The sequence below is a fragment of the Pseudomonas fluorescens genome, assembly GCF_902497775.2.
GTDB lineage: Bacteria > Pseudomonadota > Gammaproteobacteria > Pseudomonadales > Pseudomonadaceae > Aquipseudomonas > Aquipseudomonas putida_F.
Window position 1 is genome coordinate 4,838,599 of record NZ_OZ024668.1, and the last position, 21,529, is coordinate 4,860,127.

Consider the following 21,529-nt stretch of genomic DNA (forward strand, 5'->3'; position numbering starts at 1 on the left):
ACTTTTAACCTTCACCGTTCGCGTCATCGGCATTCTTGGATGCTGAACGACCACGAAAATCAATCAGGCTGTCGACAATGGCCAGAACCACGAGCAATGGACCGATCAAGTGCATGAAAGGCAGCAGCGTGACGTATAACCCCACCAGCCAGAAATTGGCCAGGCGTTTCTGCGCGACCAGCCCGTGAATCAAGGCCAGCCCGGCGAACATGAACGCAACACTGCACAGCGGCAACAAAATCAATGCGTGCAGCCCCATGAACGGTGCTACAAACATGACGGCCAGCAATGCCAGCATCACGCCCTTGGGGAAACGGATCGCGCGAAATTCGCGACCGAAACCACCTGGGTTGTACAACAACGCCTGCCAATAACGCCCAAGAATCAGACATGACACGCTAAAGACCTGCAGCGTTATCGCTATTGAAGCGATCAAGATCGGGGGCATCGATGAGACGAGCATTGCCTTCTGGTCCGCCGAGAGTTTCTCGTAGGCTTCACCCATCACTAACGGCAAGGCATCTTGCGACGCTTTGGCGAGTGAATCGATGTAAGGACCCAGCAAGGTCCCCAGGCTCACCGCAAACAACAACCCCACTACCACGCTGACCAGCAGCACGCGGTTCCAGGAATGGCCTGCGCGCAAAACCAACGCAAGGCTGCAAGATCCCACCAGCACCAGCAACGCTGTCGGGTCCTTCAGGAAGTGCCAGCTCAACAACGTCGCCAGCAATCCCAGTCCAAGGACGCTCAATGCGTCCGAACCGCGCCGCAGGAGCACAAGGCATCCCGCAGCGGCACTCAACCAGAACAACAGCGGCAATGCCGCCGATCCGGCCACGACCAGCGTGGCCTGCACACGTCCGCGCATGATGTAATCAGCTAGCGCTCGCATGCACTTAATCCTTTGCTACTTGTCGACGACCCGGTCTCAGCGGCCGTGGCTGTCGGTGTAGGGCAGCAGGGCCAGGAAGCGGGCGCGCTTGATAGCGGTAGCCAGCTGACGCTGATAACGAGCTTTGGTACCGGTGATACGGCTTGGAACGATTTTGCCGGTTTCGGATACGTAAGCTTTCAGGGTGTTGAGATCTTTGTAATCGATCTCTTTCACGTCTTCAGCAGTGAAGCGGCAGAATTTACGACGACGGAAGAAACGTGCCATGTAATAGGCTCCTCAAAAGGTCCGTGGATTACTCGTCAGCGTTATCGCTGTTGTCGCTGTCATTGCTGTCGTCGCCATCGGCGCTGTCAGCATGCTCAGGACGGTCGCGACGCTCACGGCGCTCACTGCGGTTCTCTTCAGCCTTGAGCATCTCGGACTGGCCGGTAACGGCTTCGTCGCGACGGATGACCAGGTTACGGATCACGGCATCGTTGTAGCGGAAGTTGTCTTCCAGCTCGGCCAGGGCCTTGCCAGTGCACTCAACGTTCAGCATCACGTAGTGAGCCTTGTGAACATTGTTGATTGCGTAGGCCAGTTGACGACGGCCCCAGTCTTCCAGACGGTGGATTTTGCCGCCGTCTTCTTCGATCAGCTTGGTGTAACGCTCAACCATGCCGCCGACTTGCTCGCTCTGGTCAGGGTGGACCAGAAAGATGATTTCGTAATGACGCATGAATGCTCCTTACGGGTTGTAGTCTGCCACCAGAGTGGTCAGACAAGGAGTGAAGGACACTTGTATGTCTTGCCCTGGGAAAAGGCGCGTGAACGCCTGCCAACATGGCAAGGGGCGCAATTGTAGAGAAGCCCCGGGGGACAAGCAAGGTAATTGGTGAATTATTGAGCAGCTAGAAAAGCATCGCGGGTCAAGCCCGCTCCCACAGTGAACACAATCCCTGTGGGAGCGGGCTTGACCCGCGAAGACATCAAGACTTGGCTTTGGCCTGGCGCTGACGAACGGCCTCGAACAGGCACACGCCTGTCGCCACCGACACGTTGAGGCTGCTGACGCTACCGGCCATCGGCAGCTTGACCAGGAAATCACAGTGCTCGCGGGTCAAGCGGCGCATGCCCTTGCCCTCGGCGCCCATGATCAGGATGGTCGGACCCGTCAGGTCCTGCTGATACAGCTCCTGCTCGGCCTCGCCTGCGGTACCGACCACCCACAGGCCGCGTTGCTGGAGTTTCTCCAGGGTCCGCGCCAGGTTGGTGACCGCCACCAGCGGGATGACCTCGGCTGCACCGCAGGCCACTTTACGCACCGCAGGGGTCAGGGTCGCCGACTTGTCCTTGGGCACCACCACCGCCAGGGCACCCGCAGCATCGGCGGTGCGCAGGCAGGCGCCGAGGTTGTGCGGGTCGGTGACGCCGTCAAGCACCAGGATCAGCGGCGCGCCTTCGGTGCGGTCAAGCAGCTCTTCGAGCATTGCTTCACCCCAGACCTGGCTCGGGCTGACTTCAGCCACCACGCCCTGGTGCACGCCTTCAACCCAGGCATCCATCTCGCGGCGCTCGGCCTGGCCGACCGCCACGCGGTTCTGCGCGGCAAGTTCGAGCAGCGGCTGCAAACGCGGCTCGCTGCGCCCTTCGGACAGCCAGATCTGCTTGACCCGCTTGGGGTGATGACGCAACAGGGCTTCCACGGCATGGACGCCGTAGATCTTTTCCAACTGACTCATGACTTGGCCTTGGGTTTACGTGACGCGGAGCCGGCTTTCGGCGGCCCTTTACGGTGCTTGCTCGGTTTCTCCGACTTGCCCGACTTGGCCGCCGGCTTGCTGCCTGCGTGCTTGGCATCGGACATCAGGGCCTTCTTCATCTCCCGGCTCTTGCGCACTTCGGCGTTTTTCGCCGCGGCATGGGAGGGGAAATAGGCTTCGGCGGTTTCGTTCTTCTTGCTGCGGCGTGCAGGCTCAGCGGCCTTGGTCGCTTCAGCCTTGTCCAGCACCGGCACCGGCTTGCCGTCTTGCGGACGCACGCCTTCACCACGCTGCTTGCGGCCAATCGGCGCCTTGAGGGTGTTTTCGGCCATCTCGAAGTCGATCTTGCGCTGCTCGAGATCAACACGCATAACCCGCACTTCGACGGTATCGCCCAGGCGGAAGCTGCGCCCGGTACGCTCACCGGCCAGGCGGTGGTGCACAGGGTCGAAGTGGTAGTAGTCACCCGGCAAGGCGCTGACGTGAACCATGCCTTCGACGTAGATGTCGGTCAGCTCGACGAACAGACCAAAACCGGTCACCGCGGTGATCACACCCGGGAAGCTCTCGCCGACGCGATCTTTCATGTACTCGCACTTGAGCCAGTTGACCACGTCGCGGGTGGCCTCGTCGGCACGCCGCTCGCTCATCGAGCACTGCTCGCCGAGCTGCTCCAGGGTCGCCTCGTCGTACGGATAGATGCGTGCCTTGGGGATGCTCATGGCACCGGCACGCTTGACGTGCGGGGTTTCCTGACGCGAACGGATCACGCTGCGGATGGCCCGGTGGGTCAGCAGGTCCGGGTAACGACGGATCGGCGAGGTGAAGTGGGTGTACGCCTCGTAGTTCAGGCCGAAGTGGCCGTTGTTGTCGGCGCTGTACACCGCCTGGCTCAGGGAGCGCAGCATCACGGTCTGGATCAGGTGGAAATCCGGACGGTCGGCGATACTCGCCAGCAGTGCCTGGTAATCCTTCGGCGACGGACCATCCTTGCCTTTGTGCAGGGACAGGCCCAGCTCGCCGAGGAAGGCGCGCAGTTTTTCCAGACGCTCTGGTGGCGGTCCGTCGTGAACACGATACAGGGCCGGGATCTCGTGCTTCTTGAGGAACTCGGCGGTGGCCACGTTGGCCGCCAGCATGCATTCCTCGATCAGCTTGTGGGCGTCGTTGCGCACGGTCGGCCGGATTTCGGCGATCTTGCGCTCAGAGCCGAAGATGATCCGGGTTTCCTGGGTTTCGAAGTCGATCGCACCACGGGTATGACGGGCCGCCAGCAGCACCTTGTACAGCGCATAGAGCTGCTTGAGGTCCGGCACCACGTCGCTGTACTGCTCGCGCAGGGCCTTGCCTTCGCGGGTACGGGCGTGTTCGAGCATGCTGCTGACCTTATTGTAGGTCAGGCGTGCGTGAGAGTGGATCACCGCTTCGTAGAACTGGTAATCGACCATCTGCCCGGACTTGTTGATGGTCATTTCACAGACCATCGCCAAGCGGTCGACATGCGGGTTCAGCGAGCACAGGCCGTTGGACAGCTCTTCAGGCAGCATCGGCACCACGCGCTCGGGGAAGTACACCGAGTTGCCGCGCACCTGGGCTTCGGCATCCAGGGCAGAGCCCAGGCGCACGTAGCTGGACACGTCGGCAATGGCCACGTACAGGCGCCAGCCACCGGAGAACAGACGCAATTTGCCCAGGCTCTCGCAGTACACCGCATCGTCGAAGTCGCGGGCATCTTCGCCGTCGATGGTGACGAACGGCAGATGGCGCAGGTCGACGCGGTGCTCTTTGTCTTTATCTTCGACTTCCGGCTTGAGCTTGCGTGCTTCCTTGATCACGGCTTCTGGCCAGACGTGCGGAATATCGTAGCTGCGCAAGGCAACGTCGATTTCCATGCCCGGGGCCATGTAGTTGCCGATCACTTCGGTGACATCGCCCTGAGGCTGGAAGCGCGGGGTTGGCCAGTGGGTGATCTTGACCTCGACGAACTGACCGACCTTGGCACCGCCATTACGCCCCGGGGTAATCAGCACTTCTTGCTGGACCTTGGGGTTGTCTGGGGTGACAAAACCGATACCGCCTTCTTCGAAGTAGCGGCCAACGATGCTTTCGTGGGCGCGGGAGATCACTTCGACCACCACGCCTTCGCGGCGGCCACGACGATCCAGGCCGGAAACCCGGGCCAGGGCGCGGTCGCCATCGAACACCAGGCGCATTTGCGCGGGGCTCAGGAACAGGTCGTCGCTGCCGTCATCCGGGATCAGGAAGCCGAAGCCGTCGCGGTGGCCGGCGATGCGGCCGAGGATCAGGTCGAGCTTGTCTACCGGGGCATAAGTGCCGCGCCGGGTATAGATCAGCTGGCCGTCACGCTCCATCGCGCGCAGGCGGCGGCGCAGGGCTTCGATCTGGTCTTCGGTGGTAAGGCCGAACTCTTCGACCAGCTGCTCACGGGCTGCCGGCGAGCCGCGCTCGTCCAGACGCTGGAGGATCAGCTCACGGCTAGGAATAGGGTTTTCGTATTTTTCCGCTTCACGAGCGGCCTCGGGATCGAGGGTCTGCCAATCGGCCATTAGGAGGGGTTCACCTTGTCTATATAAGGGTTAGTTTGGCATAGGCGTATTGAAACCGGAAATTTCAGGCTTGGACAGCCCTGTCAGAGCCCCCTGGATGCTGCCAAAACCATCATAAGGAACAACGACTTGAATTTTTTAAGATTTTTTCTGAACGGGGCTTTACAGCTCTCAGACGCATCCGTATAGTGCGCACCACAACGACGGACACCGTCGTTATAGTTGAGATGCAACACGATGTGAAGCATCATGTTCCTCAGCGAAATGCCCAGATGGTGAAATTGGTAGACACGCCAGCTTCAGGTGCTGGTGACCTTACGGTCGTGGAAGTTCGAGTCTTCTTCTGGGCACCAATTTCAGATCTTAGAACTGCCTCTGGCTTCTGAGATTTACTGCAACACGCTACACTGTTTTCGTTACAAGCTACACCGCTTCATTTTGCCCAGATGGTGAAATTGGTAGACACGCCAGCTTCAGGTGCTGGTGACCTTACGGTCGTGGAAGTTCGAGTCTTCTTCTGGGCACCAATTCAGATCAAACCCGCGAAAGCGGGTTTTTTCGTTTCTGCCCCACCCTTTTCCTCGCCTGCAATCCCGAAACGACCGATAGCCTGCTCATGAATTTTCCCTCACAAGGGCATTTGAGAAGCGATATCGATTATCATTGTTTCCAGATATGTAGCCGCAAGCGAGGAAGTACCCGCATGACGTTCCGCAATAACCCCCTGTTGCGCGGCCTGGCCGTTTCTGTTTTTGCCATGGTGCTGGGCACGCCAGCCGCCATGGCCGCCGACCCGCTGTCGCTGACCCTGTACAACGGTCAGCACAAGGAAATCGGTGAAGCTATCGCCAAGGCCTACGAGGCCAAGACCGGCATCCACATCAATATCCGCAAGGGTAGCAGCAACCAGCTGGCTAGCCAGATCATCGAAGAAGGTGATCGCTCCCCCGCCGATGTCATCTACACAGAAGAATCGCCACCACTGAACAACCTCGGCGAACTGGGCCTGCTGGCCAAGATCGATGACTCGACCCTGCAGGTCCTGCCCAAGGAATACATCGCCGCCAACGGCAGCTGGATGGGCGTCACCGCGCGCACCCGCGTGGTCGCCTACAACCCCAAGGTGATCGACGAGAAAGACCTGCCGCCCTCGGTCATGGATTTCGCCGACCCCGAGTGGGACGGCAAGATCGGCTTTGTGCCGACCAGCGGTGCGTTCCAGGAACAGGCCGTGGCCATCCTCAAACTGCACGGCCGTGACGCCGCCGAAGAATGGCTGACCGGCCTCAAGGCGTTTGGCAAGACCTACACCAACAACATGGTTGCCCTCAAAGCCGTCGAAAATGGCGAGGTGGCTGCCGTACTGGTGAACAACTACTACTGGTACGCCCTGAAGAAAGAGCGCGGCCAGCTGGATTCGAAACTCTACTACCTGGCCAACGGCGACGTCGGTGGCCTGGTGACCATCTCTAGCGCCGCCGCGGTAAAAGCCAGCAAGCACCCGAAAGAAGCCCAGGCCCTGCTGGCCTGGATGGCCAGCGAAGAAGGCCAGCGGGTGATCACCCAGACCACTGCCGAGTATCCGCTGCATAAAGGCATGGTCTCGGATCAGGGCCTGAAACCCTTCGAAGACCTGCGCCCGCCGAAAATCACCCCGGCCGACCTGGGTAATGCCGAAGAAGCCCTGGAGCTCGAACGCGAAGTTGGCCTGCTGTAATGAGCGCAGTCCTGCCCGCGGCCGCACTGGCCAGCCGTTATGTCCCCAAGCGCAAGCGCCCTTCGATCTGGGTGGTGCTGCCGGTGTTGCTGCTGGTCGGGCTGAGCCTGTTACCACTGCTGTATGTGGCCCTGAAAACCTGGGAAGCCGGCTGGCGTGAAGCCTTGCACCTGCTCTGGCGCCCTTTCGTCTGGGGACTGATGCGCAACACCCTGATGCTGATGGCCGGGGTCACCCTGGCCTGCATGGCGCTGGGCGTGTCCCTGGCCTGGCTGCTGGAGCGCAGTGACCTGCCCGGGCGGCGCTTGTGGGGCGTGATCCTGTGCCTGCCGTTTGCCGTGCCGGCCTTTGTCAGCGGCTTTACCTGGGTGTCGCTGAGCCCGCGCTTCGAAGGCCTGGGCGGCGCCATTCTGGTGATGAGCTTGTCCAAGTATCCGCTGGTGTTCCTGCCGGTGGCGGCAACCCTGCGCAACCTCGATACCTCGCTGGAAGAATCGGCGCGCACCCTGGGGCAGACGCGCTGGGGCGTGTTCTTTCGCATCACCCTGCCGCTGCTGTGGCCGTCGATCATCGGCGGCAGCCTGTTGATTGCCCTGCACATGCTGGTGGAGTTCGGCGCCTTGTCGATCCTCGGCCTGCAGACGTTCACCACGGCGATCTACCAGCAGTTCGAGCTGGAGTTCAGCAATGCCAACGCTGCCATGCTCTCGGCGGTGCTGTTGTTCATGTGCCTGCTGATGCTCTGGCTGGAACTGCGCGTGCGCGGCAAGGCCCGGCATGTGCGGATCGGCCAGGGCGTAGCCCGGCGTGGCGCGCCGATTCGCCTGCGCGGATGGATGCCGCTGGGGCAGTTGTACTGCCTGGTCCTGGCCCTGCTCGGCAGCGGGATTCCGCTGGGTATGCTCGGCTACTGGCTGAGCGTTGGTTCATCGGCAGCCTTTCCGGTCGCCGATATCAGCCGCGCGTTGTTCTCGTCGTTGTCGCTGTCGTTGGGGGGCGCCGGCTTGAGCCTGCTGCTGGCGCTGCCGGTCAGCTTTCTGGTGGTGCGCTACAAAGGCCGCCTGGCGATCTGGGCCGAGCGCCTGCCGTACCTGCTGCACGCCCTGCCCGGCCTGGTGATTGCCCTGACCCTGGTGTACTTCGCCCTGCACTATGTGCCGGCGCTGTACCAGACCACCGGGCTGTTGCTGCTGGCCTATGCGCTGTTGTTCCTGCCACTGGCCCAGGCGCCGGTGCGCACGGCCTTGAACAAGGCCGCGCCGCAGCTTGAAGAAGCCGCCCGCACCCTGGGTGCTACGCAGTTCACGGCGTTTTGCCGAGTCACCCTGCCGATCATCTTCCCGGCCTTGGCGGCGGCGTTCGCACTGGTGTTCCTGGATGCCATGAAGGAACTGACGGCAACCCTGCTGCTCAGCCCGACCGGCATGACCACCCTGGCCACCGAGGTGTGGGCGCATACCGCCAACGTCGAGTTCGCAGCGGCGGCGCCTTATGCGGCGCTGCTGATTCTGGTGTCGGGGTTACCGGTGTATTTGCTGACTACGCGGATGTACCTGAACCGCGCCTGAGCATCGCGGGGCAAGCCCGCCCCCACTGTAGGAGCGGGCTTGCCCCGCGATTACTCTCAAGCGCGGAACTGCCCCAGGCTCGCCTTGAGCTGGGCCGCCAGGTCATCGAGCACCTTGCTGCTGGCGGTGGTCTGCATCACCACCTCGGCAGCCCGCTCGGCCTGGGCGTGAATGGTCTGCACTCGGCCTCGTACCGCCTGCGCCCCATGCGCCTGCTGCTCAGCGGCACGCGTAGCCAAGCCGATGGCCGCATGCACCTGCTCCACCGAAGCCTGCACCGACTGCTGCAAGCGCGCGTTGTCGCGCAGCACCAGCAAGCCCTCGCTGGCCTGACGCCCGGCCTGGCTGATCGCCGCCACCGCCTCTTTGGCGCCCTGCTGCAACGCGCCGATGTGCGCCTGGATATCCCCCGTCGAACTCTGGGTCTTGCTCGCCAGCGCCCTGACCTCGTCAGCCACCACGGCAAAGCCACGGCCGGTTTCTCCGGCGCGCGCCGCCTCGATAGCCGCATTGAGCGCCAACAGGTTGGTCTGCTCGGCAATGCCGTGGATCACCGTCAGCACCACCTCGATCTGCTCGCTTTGCTGGGCCAGGCGCTCGATGACCTTGGAGCCGGTCTCGACCTGCCTGGCCAGGTCCTCGATAAGCTTGGCCACCTGGGTGGACGTCCGGCTGTTCTCGTCGGTGGCCTGGCGAATGTCCACCACCTGCTGCAAGGCCGACTGCATCGCCTGGCTTTCAGCCTGGGCCTCATCGGCCATGCTCGACAGGTCACGCAAGCTGGCGGCGACTTCGTCACGCTGCAGCTCGGCAGCGGCATCGGCACCGGCGTTGCGCTGGGCCATGACACCAATCTCGATGCCGGTACGCTGGGCCACTTCTCCGGCTTCGCGCACGATGGGCTGCAGCTTGGCTACGAACTGGTTGACCGCCGCCGCCATGTCACCGATCTCGTCGCGACTGTCGATGGAGACGCGCTTGGTCAGGTCACCCTCACCCGCCGCCAGGTCGTTCAACGCCGCGATCAGCAGGCGCAGCTTGTTGACCACGCGCCGGCCAAGCACCACGGCCACCACCAGCAGCACGCCCAGGCCAACCAAGGCCAGGCCCAGGCCAATGTTCCAGCGCAGTGTTGCTGCGGCACCCTGGACGCTTTGCGAGGTATTGGCCTGCATGCCGGCAGCACTGGCCTGAGCTGCCTGCAGACGCGCACGCAGGGCCTTGTTGCTGTCTGCAGCGGCGCCCACCAGGCTGTCGCCGACCAGTTGATCACCACTGGCGATCAACGCCGAGAAGCGCTTGTCCAGCGCCACCAGCTCGTGGTCGACCACGGCGGTGGAAACGCCCATCAGTACTTTGCCGATCTGGACACCGTTGGGGTTGATCGAGGCTTCGACAAAGTACACCGACGGGTCGTTGCGCGCGGCGTCCAGCACCTTGTCCAGCGCCCTTTCGCCCTGGCCTTTCTCGAGCAATGCCTGGTTGATCGGGTTCTGCCGGTTCAGGTAGCGGGTCAGATGCTGGCCCTGGGCATCGTCGTAGACCACGAACAGTACGTTGGGATTGCGCTGGGCGCGACGGGAGAACTCCGACAGGGTCGGCACGTCGTTATCCCACATGGCCCGTGGCGCTACCGAGGCCAGCAGCTCGGCCATGTCGTTGGCCGAATCCTTGAGATTCTTCTCCAGGGTCGCACGCAACTGCGCCTGCTCATCCTGCAAACGCGCGGACAGGCCTGCGGTCAGGCGCTGACGGGTACTGGCGGAGAGGCTGTCGAGCCCGGAGCTGACCTCCCGACCGGCCTGTTCAAGCTCGCTGGAGAGTTTCTGGCTGTCGGCGGCCAGACGCTTGCCCAGATCGGCCTCCAGGGCAGTGACTGTGCTCCGGGTCAGCGCCACCGCGACCAGCACCTGCACCAAAAGAGCGATACCGAGGGCAACAAAGACAGGCCGCAACAGGCGGCTTCGTAACAGTGAGAGAACGGCGGACACGAAAGAACCCTCTACTTCTGGTGCCATTACAGTGATGGCACCGCTGGAGCGATTCTTACAGCAAAGGTTGTGCCGATCAGCCGACAGAAACGACAAAGGCCCCTAAAAAGGGGCCTTTGCTTTTACATCACTCGCGGATCAGGCGAACGGATGACGCAGCACGATGGTCTCGTTGCGGTCCGGGCCGGTGGAGATGATGTCGATCGGCGCGCCGACCAGCTCTTCCACACGCTTGATGTAGGCACGGGCGTTAGCCGGCAGTTCTTCCAGGGTCTTGGCACCCAGGGTCGACTCGCTCCAGCCCGGCATTTCTTCGTACACCGGCTCCAGGCCGATGTAGCTGTCGGCGTCGGTCGGGGCATCGATAACGGCACCGTTCTCGTTCTTGTAGCCAACGCAGATACGGATGGTTTCCAGGCCGTCGAGCACGTCCAGCTTGGTCAGGCACAGGCCGGAGATGCTGTTGACGTCGATGGCGCGACGCAGGATCACGGCATCGAACCAGCCGCAACGACGGGCACGCCCGGTAGTCGCGCCGAACTCGTGACCACGCTTGGCCAGGAAGGCACCGACGTCATCGAACAGTTCGGTCGGGAACGGGCCCGAGCCAACGCGGGTGGTGTAGGCCTTGGTGATACCCAGAATGTAGTCCAGGTACATAGGGCCAACGCCCGAACCGGTAGCGATACCGCCAGCGGTGGTGTTGGAACTGGTCACGAACGGGTAGGTACCGTGGTCGATGTCCAGCAGCGAGCCCTGGGCGCCTTCGAACATGATGTCCTTGCCTGCGCGACGCAGGTTGTGCAGCTCGGCGGTGACGTCGAGCATCATCGGCTTGAGCAGCTCAGCGTATTCCATGCACTCGTCCAGGGTCTTCTGGAAGTCGATGGCAGGCTCTTTGTAGTAATTGACCAGCACGAAGTTGTGGTAGTCCAGCAGCTCGCCGAGCTTGGCCGCGAAACGCTCGCGGTGGAACAGGTCACCGATGCGCAGGCCGCGACGGGCAACCTTGTCTTCGTAGGCTGGGCCGATGCCGCGACCGGTGGTGCCGATCTTCTGCTCGCCACGGGCTTTTTCGCGAGCCTGGTCGAGGGCCACGTGATAAGACAGGATCAGCGGGCAGGAAGGGCTGATGCGCAGGCGCTCGCGCACCGGTACGCCTTTCTCTTCCAGCTTGTTGATTTCACGCAGCAGGGCGTCAGGTGCAACCACCACGCCATTGCCGATCAGGCACTGCACGCCTTCGCGCAGTACGCCCGACGGGATCAGGTGCAGCACGGTCTTCTCACCGTCGATCACCAGGGTGTGACCTGCGTTGTGGCCACCCTGGTAGCGCACTACGGCGGCAGCATGTTCGGTCAGCAGATCAACGATCTTGCCTTTGCCCTCATCACCCCACTGGGTGCCCAGGACTACGACATTCTTACCCATAACACTTGTCCTCATTCGCGCAAACTTGGCGCCGGCTCGTACCGGCGGGGAATCTCAAATGGCCAGCGGCAGAACCTGCCAAAGCCCGTTTTGCTGAATCAATTGCCGATCGCAATCCGCCTCGACGGCGGCAGTCAAAGGCTGCCCAGGCAAGGCCTGAACCACCCGCTGACCTTCACTGCGCAATTGGCAGACCAACTGCCAGAGTGCCGCATCGCTGCTGTCGGGCATCCAGATCCCGCCAGACGGCAATACCACCTCGGCTCGCCCCAGTGTGACCAGGGTCTTCAAATCCGTGGAGAAACCGGTAGCCGGGCGTGCCCGACCAAAGTCTGCTCCGATGTCGTCGTAACGACCGCCTTGGGCGATCGACTGACCGACACCCGGGACGAACGCGGCAAACACCACACCGGTGTGGTAGTGGTAGCCACGCAACTCGCCCAGGTCAAAATACAGCGGCAGCTCGGGATAACGCGTGGCCAGCCGCTCGGCGATCGCCATCAGGTCATCCAGTGCCGCCAGCACCGCAGCCGGTGCACGGCCCAGACGCACACGCGCCTCGGCCAGCACTTCACGGCCGCCGCACAGCTCGGTGAGCGAGCGCAGCATGCCGGCGAGGTCCGCTGGCAGCTTGGCGGTCAGCTCGATCACTTCGTCGACGGCCTTGCGCTGCAGGGCATCGAACAGCTGTTGCTCGATCGCCCCGGACAGGCCGGCAGCGCGGGCCAGGCCACGGTAGATACCGACATGGCCGAGGTCCATGTGCACGTCCGGCACATCGGCCAGTTGCAGCATGGCCAGCATCAGGCTGATCACCTCGACGTCGCTGACCGGGCTGGCGTCGCCATACAGCTCGGCACCGAGCTGGATCGGGCTGCGCGAAGTCGACAGCGCCCGTGGCAAGGCGTGCAGCACGCTACCGGCGTAGCACAGGCGGCTCGGGCCTTCACGACGCAGGGTGTGCGCATCGATGCGCGCAACCTGCGGGGTGATGTCGGCACGGAAACCCATCTGCCGGCCCGATTGCGGGTCGATGACCTTGAAGGTCCGCAGGTCCAGGTCCTGGCCGGCACCGGTGAGCAGCGATTCCAGGTACTCGATATGCGGGGTCACGACGAAGTCATAACCCCAGCTCTGGAACAGATCCAACACCTGCCGACGCGCGATCTCGATGCGCGCCGCCTCAGGTGGCAGTACTTCTTCGATGCCATCTGGCAGCAGCCAGCGGTCTACCGTTGCCATTACGCCATTTCCCCTATGGTCCGGGCGGCTTGCCCGCGGGCGAGCCTTGAGTGAAGCAGGTATCGGCAAACAATGGCGCGCAGCACCGATTCCAGCGCTACCGCCGTGCCTATACCCTCGAATACCTTGGGCTGCTCTGTAGACCCGAGCCGGGTTTGAACCGTTCGATCTTGCAGACGCAAAAAAGCCGGGAATTTCCCGGCTGCCGCATCATACACCCGTTTTCTCGCGGGATCACCCCGCCAGGCGTTTTAGCCGCCCGGCGGGGTAGATGCTTATGGCTTGGACTTGTCCATGAACTTGAAGAAGTCGCTCTTCGGATCAAGTACCAGTACGTCGCTCTTGTCGGAGAAGCTCTCGCGGTAAGCCTTGAGGCTGCGATAGAACGCGTAGAAATCCTGGTCCTGACCGTAGGCCTTGGCGTAGATCGCCGCCGCCTGGGCATCGCCATCACCGCGGGTTTCTTCCGATTCCCGGTAGGCTTCGGCCAGCAGTACCCGGCGCTGACGATCGGCGTCGGCACGGATGCCTTCGGCCAGCTCGTTACCCTTGGCGCGGTGCTCGCGGGCTTCACGCTCACGCTCGGTGCTCATGCGCTCGAACACGCTGCGGTTGACTTCCTTGGGCAGGTCGATGGCCTTGACGCGAACGTCGACCACTTCGATACCCAGTTCCTTGCTGGCCATGCGGTTCAGCGAGGCAGTGATGTCAGCCATCAGCGCGTCACGTTCACCGGAGACCACTTCGTGCAGGGTGCGTTTACCGAACTGGTCACGCAGGCCGCTTTCCAGACGGCGCGACAAACGTTCGTCGGCAATCTGCTTGAGGCCCGAGGTCGCGGTATAGAAGCGCTCGGCATCCTTGACCCGCCACTTGGCGTAGGCATCGACCATCACCGCTTTCTTTTCCAGGGTCAGGAAGCGCTGGGTCGGGGCGTCCAGGGTCATCAGGCGGGCGTCGAACTTGCGCACCTGGTTGACGTAAGGAACCTTCACATGCAGGCCGGGCTGGACATCAGCCTGGACCACACGACCAAATTGCAGGAGTACCGCACGCTCGGTCTGGGCCACGATGTAGAAGCTGTTCCAGGCCACGATCGCCAGCACCACGGCCACGATCAGGGCGATCAGCGATTTATTGCTCATCAGCGGCTCTCCCTAGTACGCAACTGTGTTTGCTGCTGTTGCAGTTCCGCCGCACGGGTAGCCGCATCAGCGTTGGCCGAAGGCGCAGTGCTGGTGACCGGAGTGTTACGCGAACCGCTGCTCTGGATCATCTTGTCGAGCGGCAAGTACAGCAGGTTGTTCTGGCCGTCCTTGCCGGTAACCAGGACCTTGCTGGTGTTGCTGTAGACTTCCTGCATGGTGTCCAGGTACAGGCGCTGACGGGTCACCTCGGGAGCCTTGCGGTACTCGGTGACCAGCTTGGTGAAGCGGTCGGCCTCACCCTTGGCACGCGAGACGACTTCGTCGCGGTAACCGTTGGCGTCCTCGATGATCCGCTGGGCCTGACCACGGGCTTCCGGCACCACGCCATTGGCGTAGGACTCGGCCTGGTTGCGGGCGCGCTGCTCGTCTTCACGGGCACGGATCACGTCGTCGAAGGCTTCCTGCACTTCACGCGGGGCTGCCGCGCTCTGTACGTTGACCTGGGTGACGGTGATACCGGTACGGTAGGTATCGAGGAAACGCTGCAGGCGCTCCTTGATTTCCACGGCCATCTGCTCACGACCTTCGGTCAGCACCTTGTCCATCGCGGTGGAACCCACCACGTGACGCAAAGCACTGTCGGTCGCGTGCTGCAGGCTGACTTCAGGCTGATCGACGTTCAGCACGAAATCCTGCAGGTTGGTGATCTTGTACTGCACGGTCAGCGGCACCTCGACGATGTTCTCGTCTTCGGTCAGCATCTGCCCCTGCTTGGTATAGGCACGTTCGCGGGTAACGTTCTCCATGTACTTGCGATCGATCGGCGGGAAGTAGATGTTCAGGCCCGGCCCTACGGTTTCGTAGTATTTGCCGAAGCGCAGCACGACTGCCTGCTCCTGTTCGTCGACCACGTACACGGCGCTGTACAGCCAGATAGCTGCAAGCACGGCGAGACCGATGCCGAGCAGGCCGAAGCCACCGCCCTTGCCGATGCCGCCATCACCACCGCGTTTTTTGCCACTGCCGAACATGCCGTTCAGGCTGTCCTGCAGCTTGCGGAAGGCCTCGTCGAGATCCGGTGGCCCTTTCTTGTCGCCACCACGGCGCCCGCCCCACGGATCCTGATTGTTCGAGTTGCCACCCGGCTCATTCCAAGCCATAGCGCTCTCCATCTGATAAAGCAAAGACGCGCCCACGGCGCGCCGTCCAATGCTACAGAATGCCTGTCACGGCTGCCCGACCGCGTCGCCGGGCATTTATTGCAAAGTATGTTGCTCGATGAATTCCAACGGCTGCAAACCTTCGCGGCTGACCAGGCGATTCAACTCCACCCGCGGCAGTCGCACAGCCAGCAGGCTGCTGCCTTCATCGTCATGCTCTTCGCTCTGTACCGCGCCCAGTTCAAAGAACTGCGCGCGCAACCGGGCAAAACGCTGTTCAAGGCGCAAGGTACCGACAAACAGGTCATCCCCCAGCAATTCGGCGACCGCCTGCCCCACCAGCTCCAGCCCCCGACCATCGCGGGCCGAAACCCAGACCCGTTGCGGCTTGCCATCGGCATCGCGCTGAATCTGCGGCTCGACGCCTTCAAGCAGGTCGAGTTTGTTATAGACCTCAAGGATCGGCAAGCCTTCTGCACCGATCTCTCCCAGTACCGCCATGACCTGCTCGATCTGCGCCATGCGCTCAGGCTCATGGGCGTCGATCACGTGCAGCAGCAGGTCGGAGTTGCTCGACTCTTCGAGCGTAGCCCGAAATGCCTCGACCAGCTTGTGCGGCAAGTGACGAATGAAGCCCACGGTGTCGGCCAGCACGATCGGCCCGATGTCGTCGAGCTCGAGCCGGCGCAGGGTCGGGTCGAGGGTCGCGAACAACTGGTCGGCGGCATAGACCTCTGACTGGGTCAGGGCGTTGAACAGGGTCGATTTGCCGGCGTTGGTGTAGCCGACCAGGGAAACCGAGGGGATATCCGCCCGTTTACGGCCACGGCGAGCCTGCTCACGCTGGCTGCGGACCTTCTCCAGACGCGCCTTGATCTGGCGCAGGCGTACCCGCAGCAGGCGGCGGTCGGTTTCCAGCTGGGTTTCACCTGGGCCGCGCAGGCCGATACCGCCTTTTTGCCGCTCAAGGTGAGTCCAGCCACGCACCAGCCGCGTGCTCATGTGCTCGAGCTGGGCCAATTCGACCTGCAGCTTGCCTTCATGGGTACGCGCCCGCTGGGCGAAGATGTCGAGGATCAGACCGGTGCGGTCAAGCACGCGACACTCGAAGACTCGTTCGAGGTTACGTTCCTGACTGGGAGTGAGGGTGTGATTGAAAATCACCAAATCTACCTGTTCGGCGTTGACCAGGTCGCGTAACTCTTCGACCTTGCCGCTGCCAATCAGGTATTTGGCGGTGGGCTGATGTCGCGCCACATTGGCGAACGCGACAATATCGGCCCCAGCCGACAGTGCCAGCTCCTGAAACTCCTGCGGATCTTCGCGCGCCTCAGGGTTCTGACCTTCCAAGTGAACGAGGACCGCCCGTTCACCACCACCGTGGCGCTCAAAGAACAAAGCAGACTCCTATCAGGCGTTACCTGGCTCAGCGTCGCCTTGCTCGGATTCGGTTGCGCTAGGCAGACGGATCGGACGCACAGGGACAACTGTCGAGATGGCGTGTTTGTAAACCATCTGGCTGACGGTGTTCTTCAGCAGAATCACGAACTGGTCGAAGGATTCGATCGTGCCTTGCAGCTTGATGCCGTTAACCAGATAGATCGAAACCCCAACTTTTTCTTTTCTCAAAGTATTCAAGTAAGGGTCTTGTAGCGAATGCCCTTTTGACATATACCGCACTCCTGTAAGGATCAATAGTAAAAAAATCAAAGAAAAACTGATGGCTCAAGCCGCCCCACCCCAAGGATAGACGGCAATTGCAAGGACTCAGCTCAATATGGAGACCGATCCAAGGTATTTCAAGGTGCGAGACAGATTGTCGCAGGCCAGGCTGTCCAACCAGTGCAGGTCAGCCCAACTACGCAACCAGGTGAACTGCCGCTTCGCCAATTGGCGAGTGGCAATAATGCCGCGCTCCTGCATTTCAACTGAAGTCAACTTGCCATCAAGGTGATCCCAGACCTGGCGATAACCAACCGCCCGTATAGACGGCAGCCCCGCGTGCAAGTCACTTCTGGCTCGCAGCAATCGGACCTCGTCAACGAAGCCCTGTTCCAGCATTTGCCCGAATCGTAGCGCAATCCGTTCATGCAGTATGTGCCGATCGGTTGGCGCAATGGCCAGGCTGGCGACAGTATAGGGCAATTGTCCTGTTGCGGACGCGCCTGCGGCGCTACTTTCAGCGGATTGACGCTGACGATGTTCGGTCATCGTCAGGCCGCTGACCCGGTAGACCTCCAGCGCACGGATCAGCCGCTGCGGGTCATTGGGGTGAATGCGCGCCGCCGATTCCGGGTCAACCGCCGCCAGCTGCTGGTGCAAGGCGTGCAAGCCCAGGCGCTGGACCTCGTCTTCAAGCTCGGCACGCACCTGCGGGTCAGCCGCCGGCATGTCCGCCAGGCCTTCAAGCAAAGCCTTGTAATAAAGCATGGTGCCACCCACCAGCAGCGGAATCTTGCCGCGCGCGGTGATATCGGCCATGGCTTCCAGGGCGTCGCGACGAAAATCGGCGGCCGAATAACTTTCGGCCGGATCGAGGATGTCGATCAGTCGGTGCGGGTGGGCTGCGAGGATGTCTTTCGACGGCTTGGCGGTGCCGATGTCCATGCCACGGTAGACCAACGCCGAGTCGACGCTGATCAGCTCGCACGGCAACACCTTGGTCAGCTCGATGGCAAGGTCGGTCTTGCCCGCCGCAGTCGGGCCCATCAGGAATATCGCGGGAGGTTTGCCGCTCATGTCATCGACCGCGCAAGAACAGTTTGTCCAGATCGTCCAGGCCCATCTGGGTCCAGGTCGGTCGGCCATGGTTGCATTGACCGCTGCGCTCGGTGTTTTCCATGTCGCGCAGCAGGCCGTTCATTTCAGCGATGGCCAGGCGCCGGTTGGCGCGGATGGCGCCGTGGCAGGCCATGGTTCCGAGCAGTTCGTTCAGGTGCGCCTGAATGCGGTCGCTGGTGCCGTACTCCATCAGGTCGGCCAGTACGTCCTGGACCAGGCGGTTGGCCTCGGCCTGCTTGAGCAGTGCCGGAATCTGCCGAATCGCCAGGCTTTCCGGGCCAAGACGCTGCAACTCGAAGCCCAGGCGCTGGAACCACTCGGCGTGCTCTTCGGCGCAATCGGCTTCGCGCTGGCTCAAGGCCAGGGATTCCGGTACCAGCAGCGGCTGACCGCTGAGACCTTCGCTGGCCATGGCCACCTTGAGTCGCTCGTACATGATCCGCTCATGGGCGGCGTGCATGTCCACCAGCACCAGGCCGACGGCGTTTTCGGCCAGGATATAGATGCCCTTGAGCTGGGCCAGGGCGTAGCCCAGCGGCGGGATATCGCCCTGGCCTTCGGGCAAGGCAACCGGTGCTGTCTCGGCCAGCGGCGCAAAAAACTCCCGGTACACGCCCTGGGCCTCGGCCGCAGGCAATGCCTGGGTCGGCCTTGGCGTGTACTGGTATTGATAGCCGGCGCCGCTGCCATTACTGCCCACGGACGCACGCAAACCCGGCTCGGCGGAGGGCTGCTCAAGCAGGTTGGCAGCCAGGCGCATCTCGCCCTGGGGGCCGAATTCACCGGCCTGGATGCCGCTGGGGCGGATGATTTCGCTGGTGGCGGCGGGCGCGGCCAACTGGTCTTCCGGGCGCACATCGGCCAGGGCACGGTGCAGGGTGCCGTACAAAAAGTCATGGACCATGCGCCCGTCACGAAAGCGCACTTCGTGCTTGGTCGGGTGCACGTTGACGTCGACGCCCGTCGGGTCGACCTCGAGAAACAGCACAAAGGTCGGGTGCCGACCGTTGAACAGCACGTCACGGTAGGCCTGGCGCACGGCATGTGCGACCAGCTTGTCGCGCACTGCGCGGCCGTTGACGAAGAAATACTGCAGGTCGGCCTGGCTGCGCGAGAAGGTCGGTAAACCGACCCAGCCCCACAGGTGCAGGCCGTTGCGCTCGATCTCGATCGGCAGCGCCTGCTCGAGGAAGCCCGGGCCGCAGATCGACGCGACACGGCGGGCACGGGCGGTATCGTCATGGGCTTCGTGCAGGCTGAGGATGCTTTTGCCGTTGTGACGCAGGTGAAAGCCCACGTCAAAGCGCGCCAGCGCCAGGCGGCGGATCACTTCCTGCAGGTGATCGAATTCGGTTTTCTCGGTCTTGAGGAACTTGCGCCGGGCCGGGGTATTGAAGAACAGGTCGCGCACTTCCACCGAAGTGCCGACCGGATGCGCCGCCGGCTGCACTCGCGGGGCCATGTCGCGGCCTTCGGTTTCCACCTGCCAAGCCTGTTCGGCGTCACGGGTGCGCGAGGTCAGGGTCAGGCGGGCAACCGAGCTGATCGAGGCCAGGGCCTCACCACGAAAGCCCAGGCTCATGACCCGCTCCAGGTCTTCAAGGTCGCGAATCTTGCTGGTGGCGTGGCGGGCCAAGGCCAGCGGCAGATCGTCGGCGGCAATGCCACCGCCGTCGTCGCGCACGCGCAGCAACTTGACGCCGCCCTGCTCGACTTCGACGTCAATGCGTTTGGCGCCGGAGTCCAGGCTGTTTTCCAGCAGTTCCTTGATCACCGAGGCCGGGCGCTCGACGACCTCACCCGCAGCAATCTGGTTGGCCAGCCGCGGGCTGAGCAGTTCGATCCGGGCACTGCTACTCATTGCTGGGCCGCCAATGCCGTGGTCGGGATGTTCAGGTGCTGGCCGACTTTCAGCTCATCGGTCTTCAGGCTGTTGGCGCTGCGCAGGCTGGCAACGCTGACCTGATAACGCACGGCGATCATCGCCAGGGTCTCGCCCGGGCGCACCGAGTGCTCGCGCGGGCCCTGGGCAATCTTGCCGCTGTCACGCAGCCAGGCCACATAAGTGCCCGGCGGCGGGTTCTGCTGGAAGAACTGCCGTACGCCGCTGTGAATCGAGCGCGCCAGGGACTGCTGGTGGCTCGGGGTGGCCAGCTTGGCCGCCTCGTTGGCGTTGGAGATGAAGCCGGTTTCCACCAGGATCGACGGGATGTCTGGCGATTTCAGCACCATGAACCCAGCCTGCTCGACGCGCTGCTTGTGCAGCGGGGTGATGCGGCCCATGTTGCCCAGGACCTTCTGGCCGACGTTGAGGCTGGAGCTCAGCGAAGCGGTCATCGACAGGTCGAGCAACACCCCGGCGAGCATGCGGTCCTTGTCATCGAGGCTGACGTTGCCGGCACCACCGATCAGGTCGGAGCGGTTTTCACTGTCAGCCAGCCAGCGCGCGGTTTCCGAGGTGGCGCCGCGATCGGACAAGGCGAACACCGAGGCCCCGAATGCGGCCTTGGACGGCGCGGCGTCGGCGTGGATCGAGATGAACAGGTCGGCGCCCTTCTTGCGGGCAATCTCAGTACGTTTGCGCAGCGGGATGAAGTAGTCGCCGGTACGGGTCAGCTCGGCGCGGAAACCCTTCTCGGTGTTGATCTGGCGCTGCAGTTCCTTGGCGATGGCCAGGACGATGTCTTTTTCGTGCTGGCCACGCGAACCGGAGGCACCCGGGTCTTCACCGCCGTGACCGGCGTCGATGGCGATGACGATGTCACGCTTGCCGTTGGGCACCGGGGTCAGCTTGATCGCCGGTTGCGCCGGGGTGACCGGCACCGCTGGGGTGGTTGCCACCGGCGGCGTTGGTGTTGGCGGCGCGGCATCGGCTTCCTGGTCGAACAGGTCGACCACCAGGCGGTTGCCGTACTGGGCATTGGGCGCCAGGGTGAAGCTCTTGGGCGTCACCGACTTCTTCAGGTCGACCACCACACGCAGGTCGGTCGGCGTACGCTGGGCCGAGCGCACGCTGGTAATCGGGGTATTGGAGGTGGACACCGACAACGGCGCAGCCAGAGTCGCGCCATTGATGTCGATCACCAGGCGATCCGGGGCGGTCAGGGTAAACACGCTGTGCTGCACAGGACCCGAGAGGTCGAAGACCAGCCGTGTGTTATCCGGCGCTCGCCATAAACGCATACTTTTGACTTGCGTGACGGCCAGAGCGTCAACGGTCACTACCGTAAGCAGCAGTCCTACGACAGAAACCAGTGCGCGAATGCGCATACCTATCCCCATTT

General features: G+C 62.5%; 17 protein-coding genes and 2 tRNA genes. 4 read left to right on the forward strand and 15 right to left on the reverse strand.

What is annotated here, in order from left to right; translation table 11 throughout:
• Positions 1-4: 4 nt before the first annotated feature.
• From F8N82_RS22325 to rnr, 5 genes are all read right to left on the reverse strand, one after another.
• Positions 5-895 (reverse strand): hypothetical protein, encoded by an 891-nt coding sequence (locus F8N82_RS22325; protein ID WP_038997439.1) that lies wholly within the window; start codon positions 893-895, stop codon positions 5-7.
• A gap of 36 nt (positions 896-931) precedes the next feature.
• Positions 932-1,162: a 30S ribosomal protein S18 gene (gene rpsR, locus F8N82_RS22330; RefSeq protein WP_009403887.1), complete on the reverse strand. Its 231-nt coding sequence runs from the start codon at positions 1,160-1,162 to the stop codon at positions 932-934.
• 28 nt (positions 1,163-1,190) lie between these two features.
• The gene (rpsF, locus tag F8N82_RS22335; RefSeq protein ID WP_010221605.1) at positions 1,191-1,616 is read right to left on the reverse strand and encodes a 30S ribosomal protein S6; all 426 of its coding nucleotides are present in this window, start codon (positions 1,614-1,616) and stop codon (positions 1,191-1,193) included.
• A gap of 250 nt (positions 1,617-1,866) precedes the next feature.
• A complete protein-coding gene (gene rlmB / locus F8N82_RS22340; RefSeq protein WP_095162071.1) occupies positions 1,867-2,619 on the reverse strand; it encodes a 23S rRNA (guanosine(2251)-2'-O)-methyltransferase RlmB in 753 nt (250 codons plus the stop codon).
• Positions 2,616-5,207, reverse strand: a complete 2,592-nt coding sequence (rnr, locus tag F8N82_RS22345; RefSeq protein ID WP_038997440.1) for a ribonuclease R — start codon at positions 5,205-5,207, stop codon at positions 2,616-2,618. Before rnr ends, rlmB begins: the two co-directional genes overlap by 4 nt.
• A 266-nt stretch (positions 5,208-5,473) precedes the next feature.
• On the opposite strand from rnr, the gene F8N82_RS22350 reads away from it, so the two are divergent.
• From F8N82_RS22350 to F8N82_RS22365, 4 genes are all read left to right on the forward strand, one after another.
• Positions 5,474-5,560: transfer RNA gene (locus F8N82_RS22350), tRNA-Leu, on the forward strand.
• An 87-nt stretch (positions 5,561-5,647) separates the two neighbouring features.
• Positions 5,648-5,734: transfer RNA gene (locus F8N82_RS22355), tRNA-Leu, on the forward strand.
• A 176-nt stretch (positions 5,735-5,910) separates the two neighbouring features.
• A complete protein-coding gene (locus tag F8N82_RS22360; protein ID WP_150776736.1) occupies positions 5,911-6,924 on the forward strand; it encodes an extracellular solute-binding protein in 1,014 nt (337 codons plus the stop codon).
• Positions 6,924-8,492: an ABC transporter permease gene (locus F8N82_RS22365; protein ID WP_038997442.1), complete on the forward strand. Its 1,569-nt coding sequence runs from the start codon at positions 6,924-6,926 to the stop codon at positions 8,490-8,492. The genes F8N82_RS22360 and F8N82_RS22365 overlap by 1 nt, the downstream gene beginning before the upstream one ends.
• A 56-nt stretch (positions 8,493-8,548) precedes the next feature.
• On the opposite strand, the gene F8N82_RS22370 is transcribed toward F8N82_RS22365, so the two are convergent.
• From F8N82_RS22370 to F8N82_RS22415, 10 genes are all read right to left on the reverse strand, one after another.
• Positions 8,549-10,483: a methyl-accepting chemotaxis protein gene (locus tag F8N82_RS22370; RefSeq protein ID WP_038997443.1), complete on the reverse strand. Its 1,935-nt coding sequence runs from the start codon at positions 10,481-10,483 to the stop codon at positions 8,549-8,551.
• A gap of 138 nt (positions 10,484-10,621) precedes the next feature.
• On the reverse strand, positions 10,622-11,914 hold the full coding sequence (locus tag F8N82_RS22375; protein WP_010221599.1) for an adenylosuccinate synthase: 1,293 nt from the start codon (positions 11,912-11,914) through the stop codon (positions 10,622-10,624).
• Positions 11,915-11,968: 54 nt separating this feature from the next.
• The gene (locus F8N82_RS22380) at positions 11,969-13,156 is read right to left on the reverse strand and encodes an ATP phosphoribosyltransferase regulatory subunit (RefSeq protein WP_038997444.1); all 1,188 of its coding nucleotides are present in this window, start codon (positions 13,154-13,156) and stop codon (positions 11,969-11,971) included.
• A 275-nt stretch (positions 13,157-13,431) separates the two neighbouring features.
• Complete coding sequence (gene hflC, locus F8N82_RS22385; protein WP_038997445.1) at positions 13,432-14,301, reverse strand: protease modulator HflC; 870 nt, start codon at positions 14,299-14,301, stop codon at positions 13,432-13,434.
• The gene (gene hflK / locus F8N82_RS22390; RefSeq protein WP_038997446.1) at positions 14,301-15,464 is read right to left on the reverse strand and encodes an FtsH protease activity modulator HflK; all 1,164 of its coding nucleotides are present in this window, start codon (positions 15,462-15,464) and stop codon (positions 14,301-14,303) included. The genes hflC and hflK overlap by 1 nt, the downstream gene beginning before the upstream one ends.
• Positions 15,465-15,560: 96 nt before the next feature.
• Positions 15,561-16,862, reverse strand: a complete 1,302-nt coding sequence (gene hflX, locus F8N82_RS22395) for a ribosome rescue GTPase HflX (RefSeq protein WP_038997447.1) — start codon at positions 16,860-16,862, stop codon at positions 15,561-15,563.
• A gap of 12 nt (positions 16,863-16,874) precedes the next feature.
• Complete coding sequence (gene hfq, locus F8N82_RS22400; protein ID WP_010221594.1) at positions 16,875-17,135, reverse strand: RNA chaperone Hfq; 261 nt, start codon at positions 17,133-17,135, stop codon at positions 16,875-16,877.
• Positions 17,136-17,231: 96 nt separating this feature from the next.
• Positions 17,232-18,203 (reverse strand): tRNA (adenosine(37)-N6)-dimethylallyltransferase MiaA, encoded by a 972-nt coding sequence (gene miaA, locus F8N82_RS22405; protein ID WP_038997448.1) that lies wholly within the window; start codon positions 18,201-18,203, stop codon positions 17,232-17,234.
• Between the two features lies 1 nt (position 18,204).
• The gene (gene mutL / locus F8N82_RS22410; RefSeq protein WP_038997449.1) at positions 18,205-20,106 is read right to left on the reverse strand and encodes a DNA mismatch repair endonuclease MutL; all 1,902 of its coding nucleotides are present in this window, start codon (positions 20,104-20,106) and stop codon (positions 18,205-18,207) included.
• Entirely contained in the window at positions 20,103-21,527 is a 1,425-nt protein-coding gene (locus tag F8N82_RS22415; RefSeq protein WP_200889125.1) for an N-acetylmuramoyl-L-alanine amidase, read from the reverse strand. Before F8N82_RS22415 ends, mutL begins: the two co-directional genes overlap by 4 nt.
• Between the last annotated feature and the right edge of the window lie 2 nt (positions 21,528-21,529).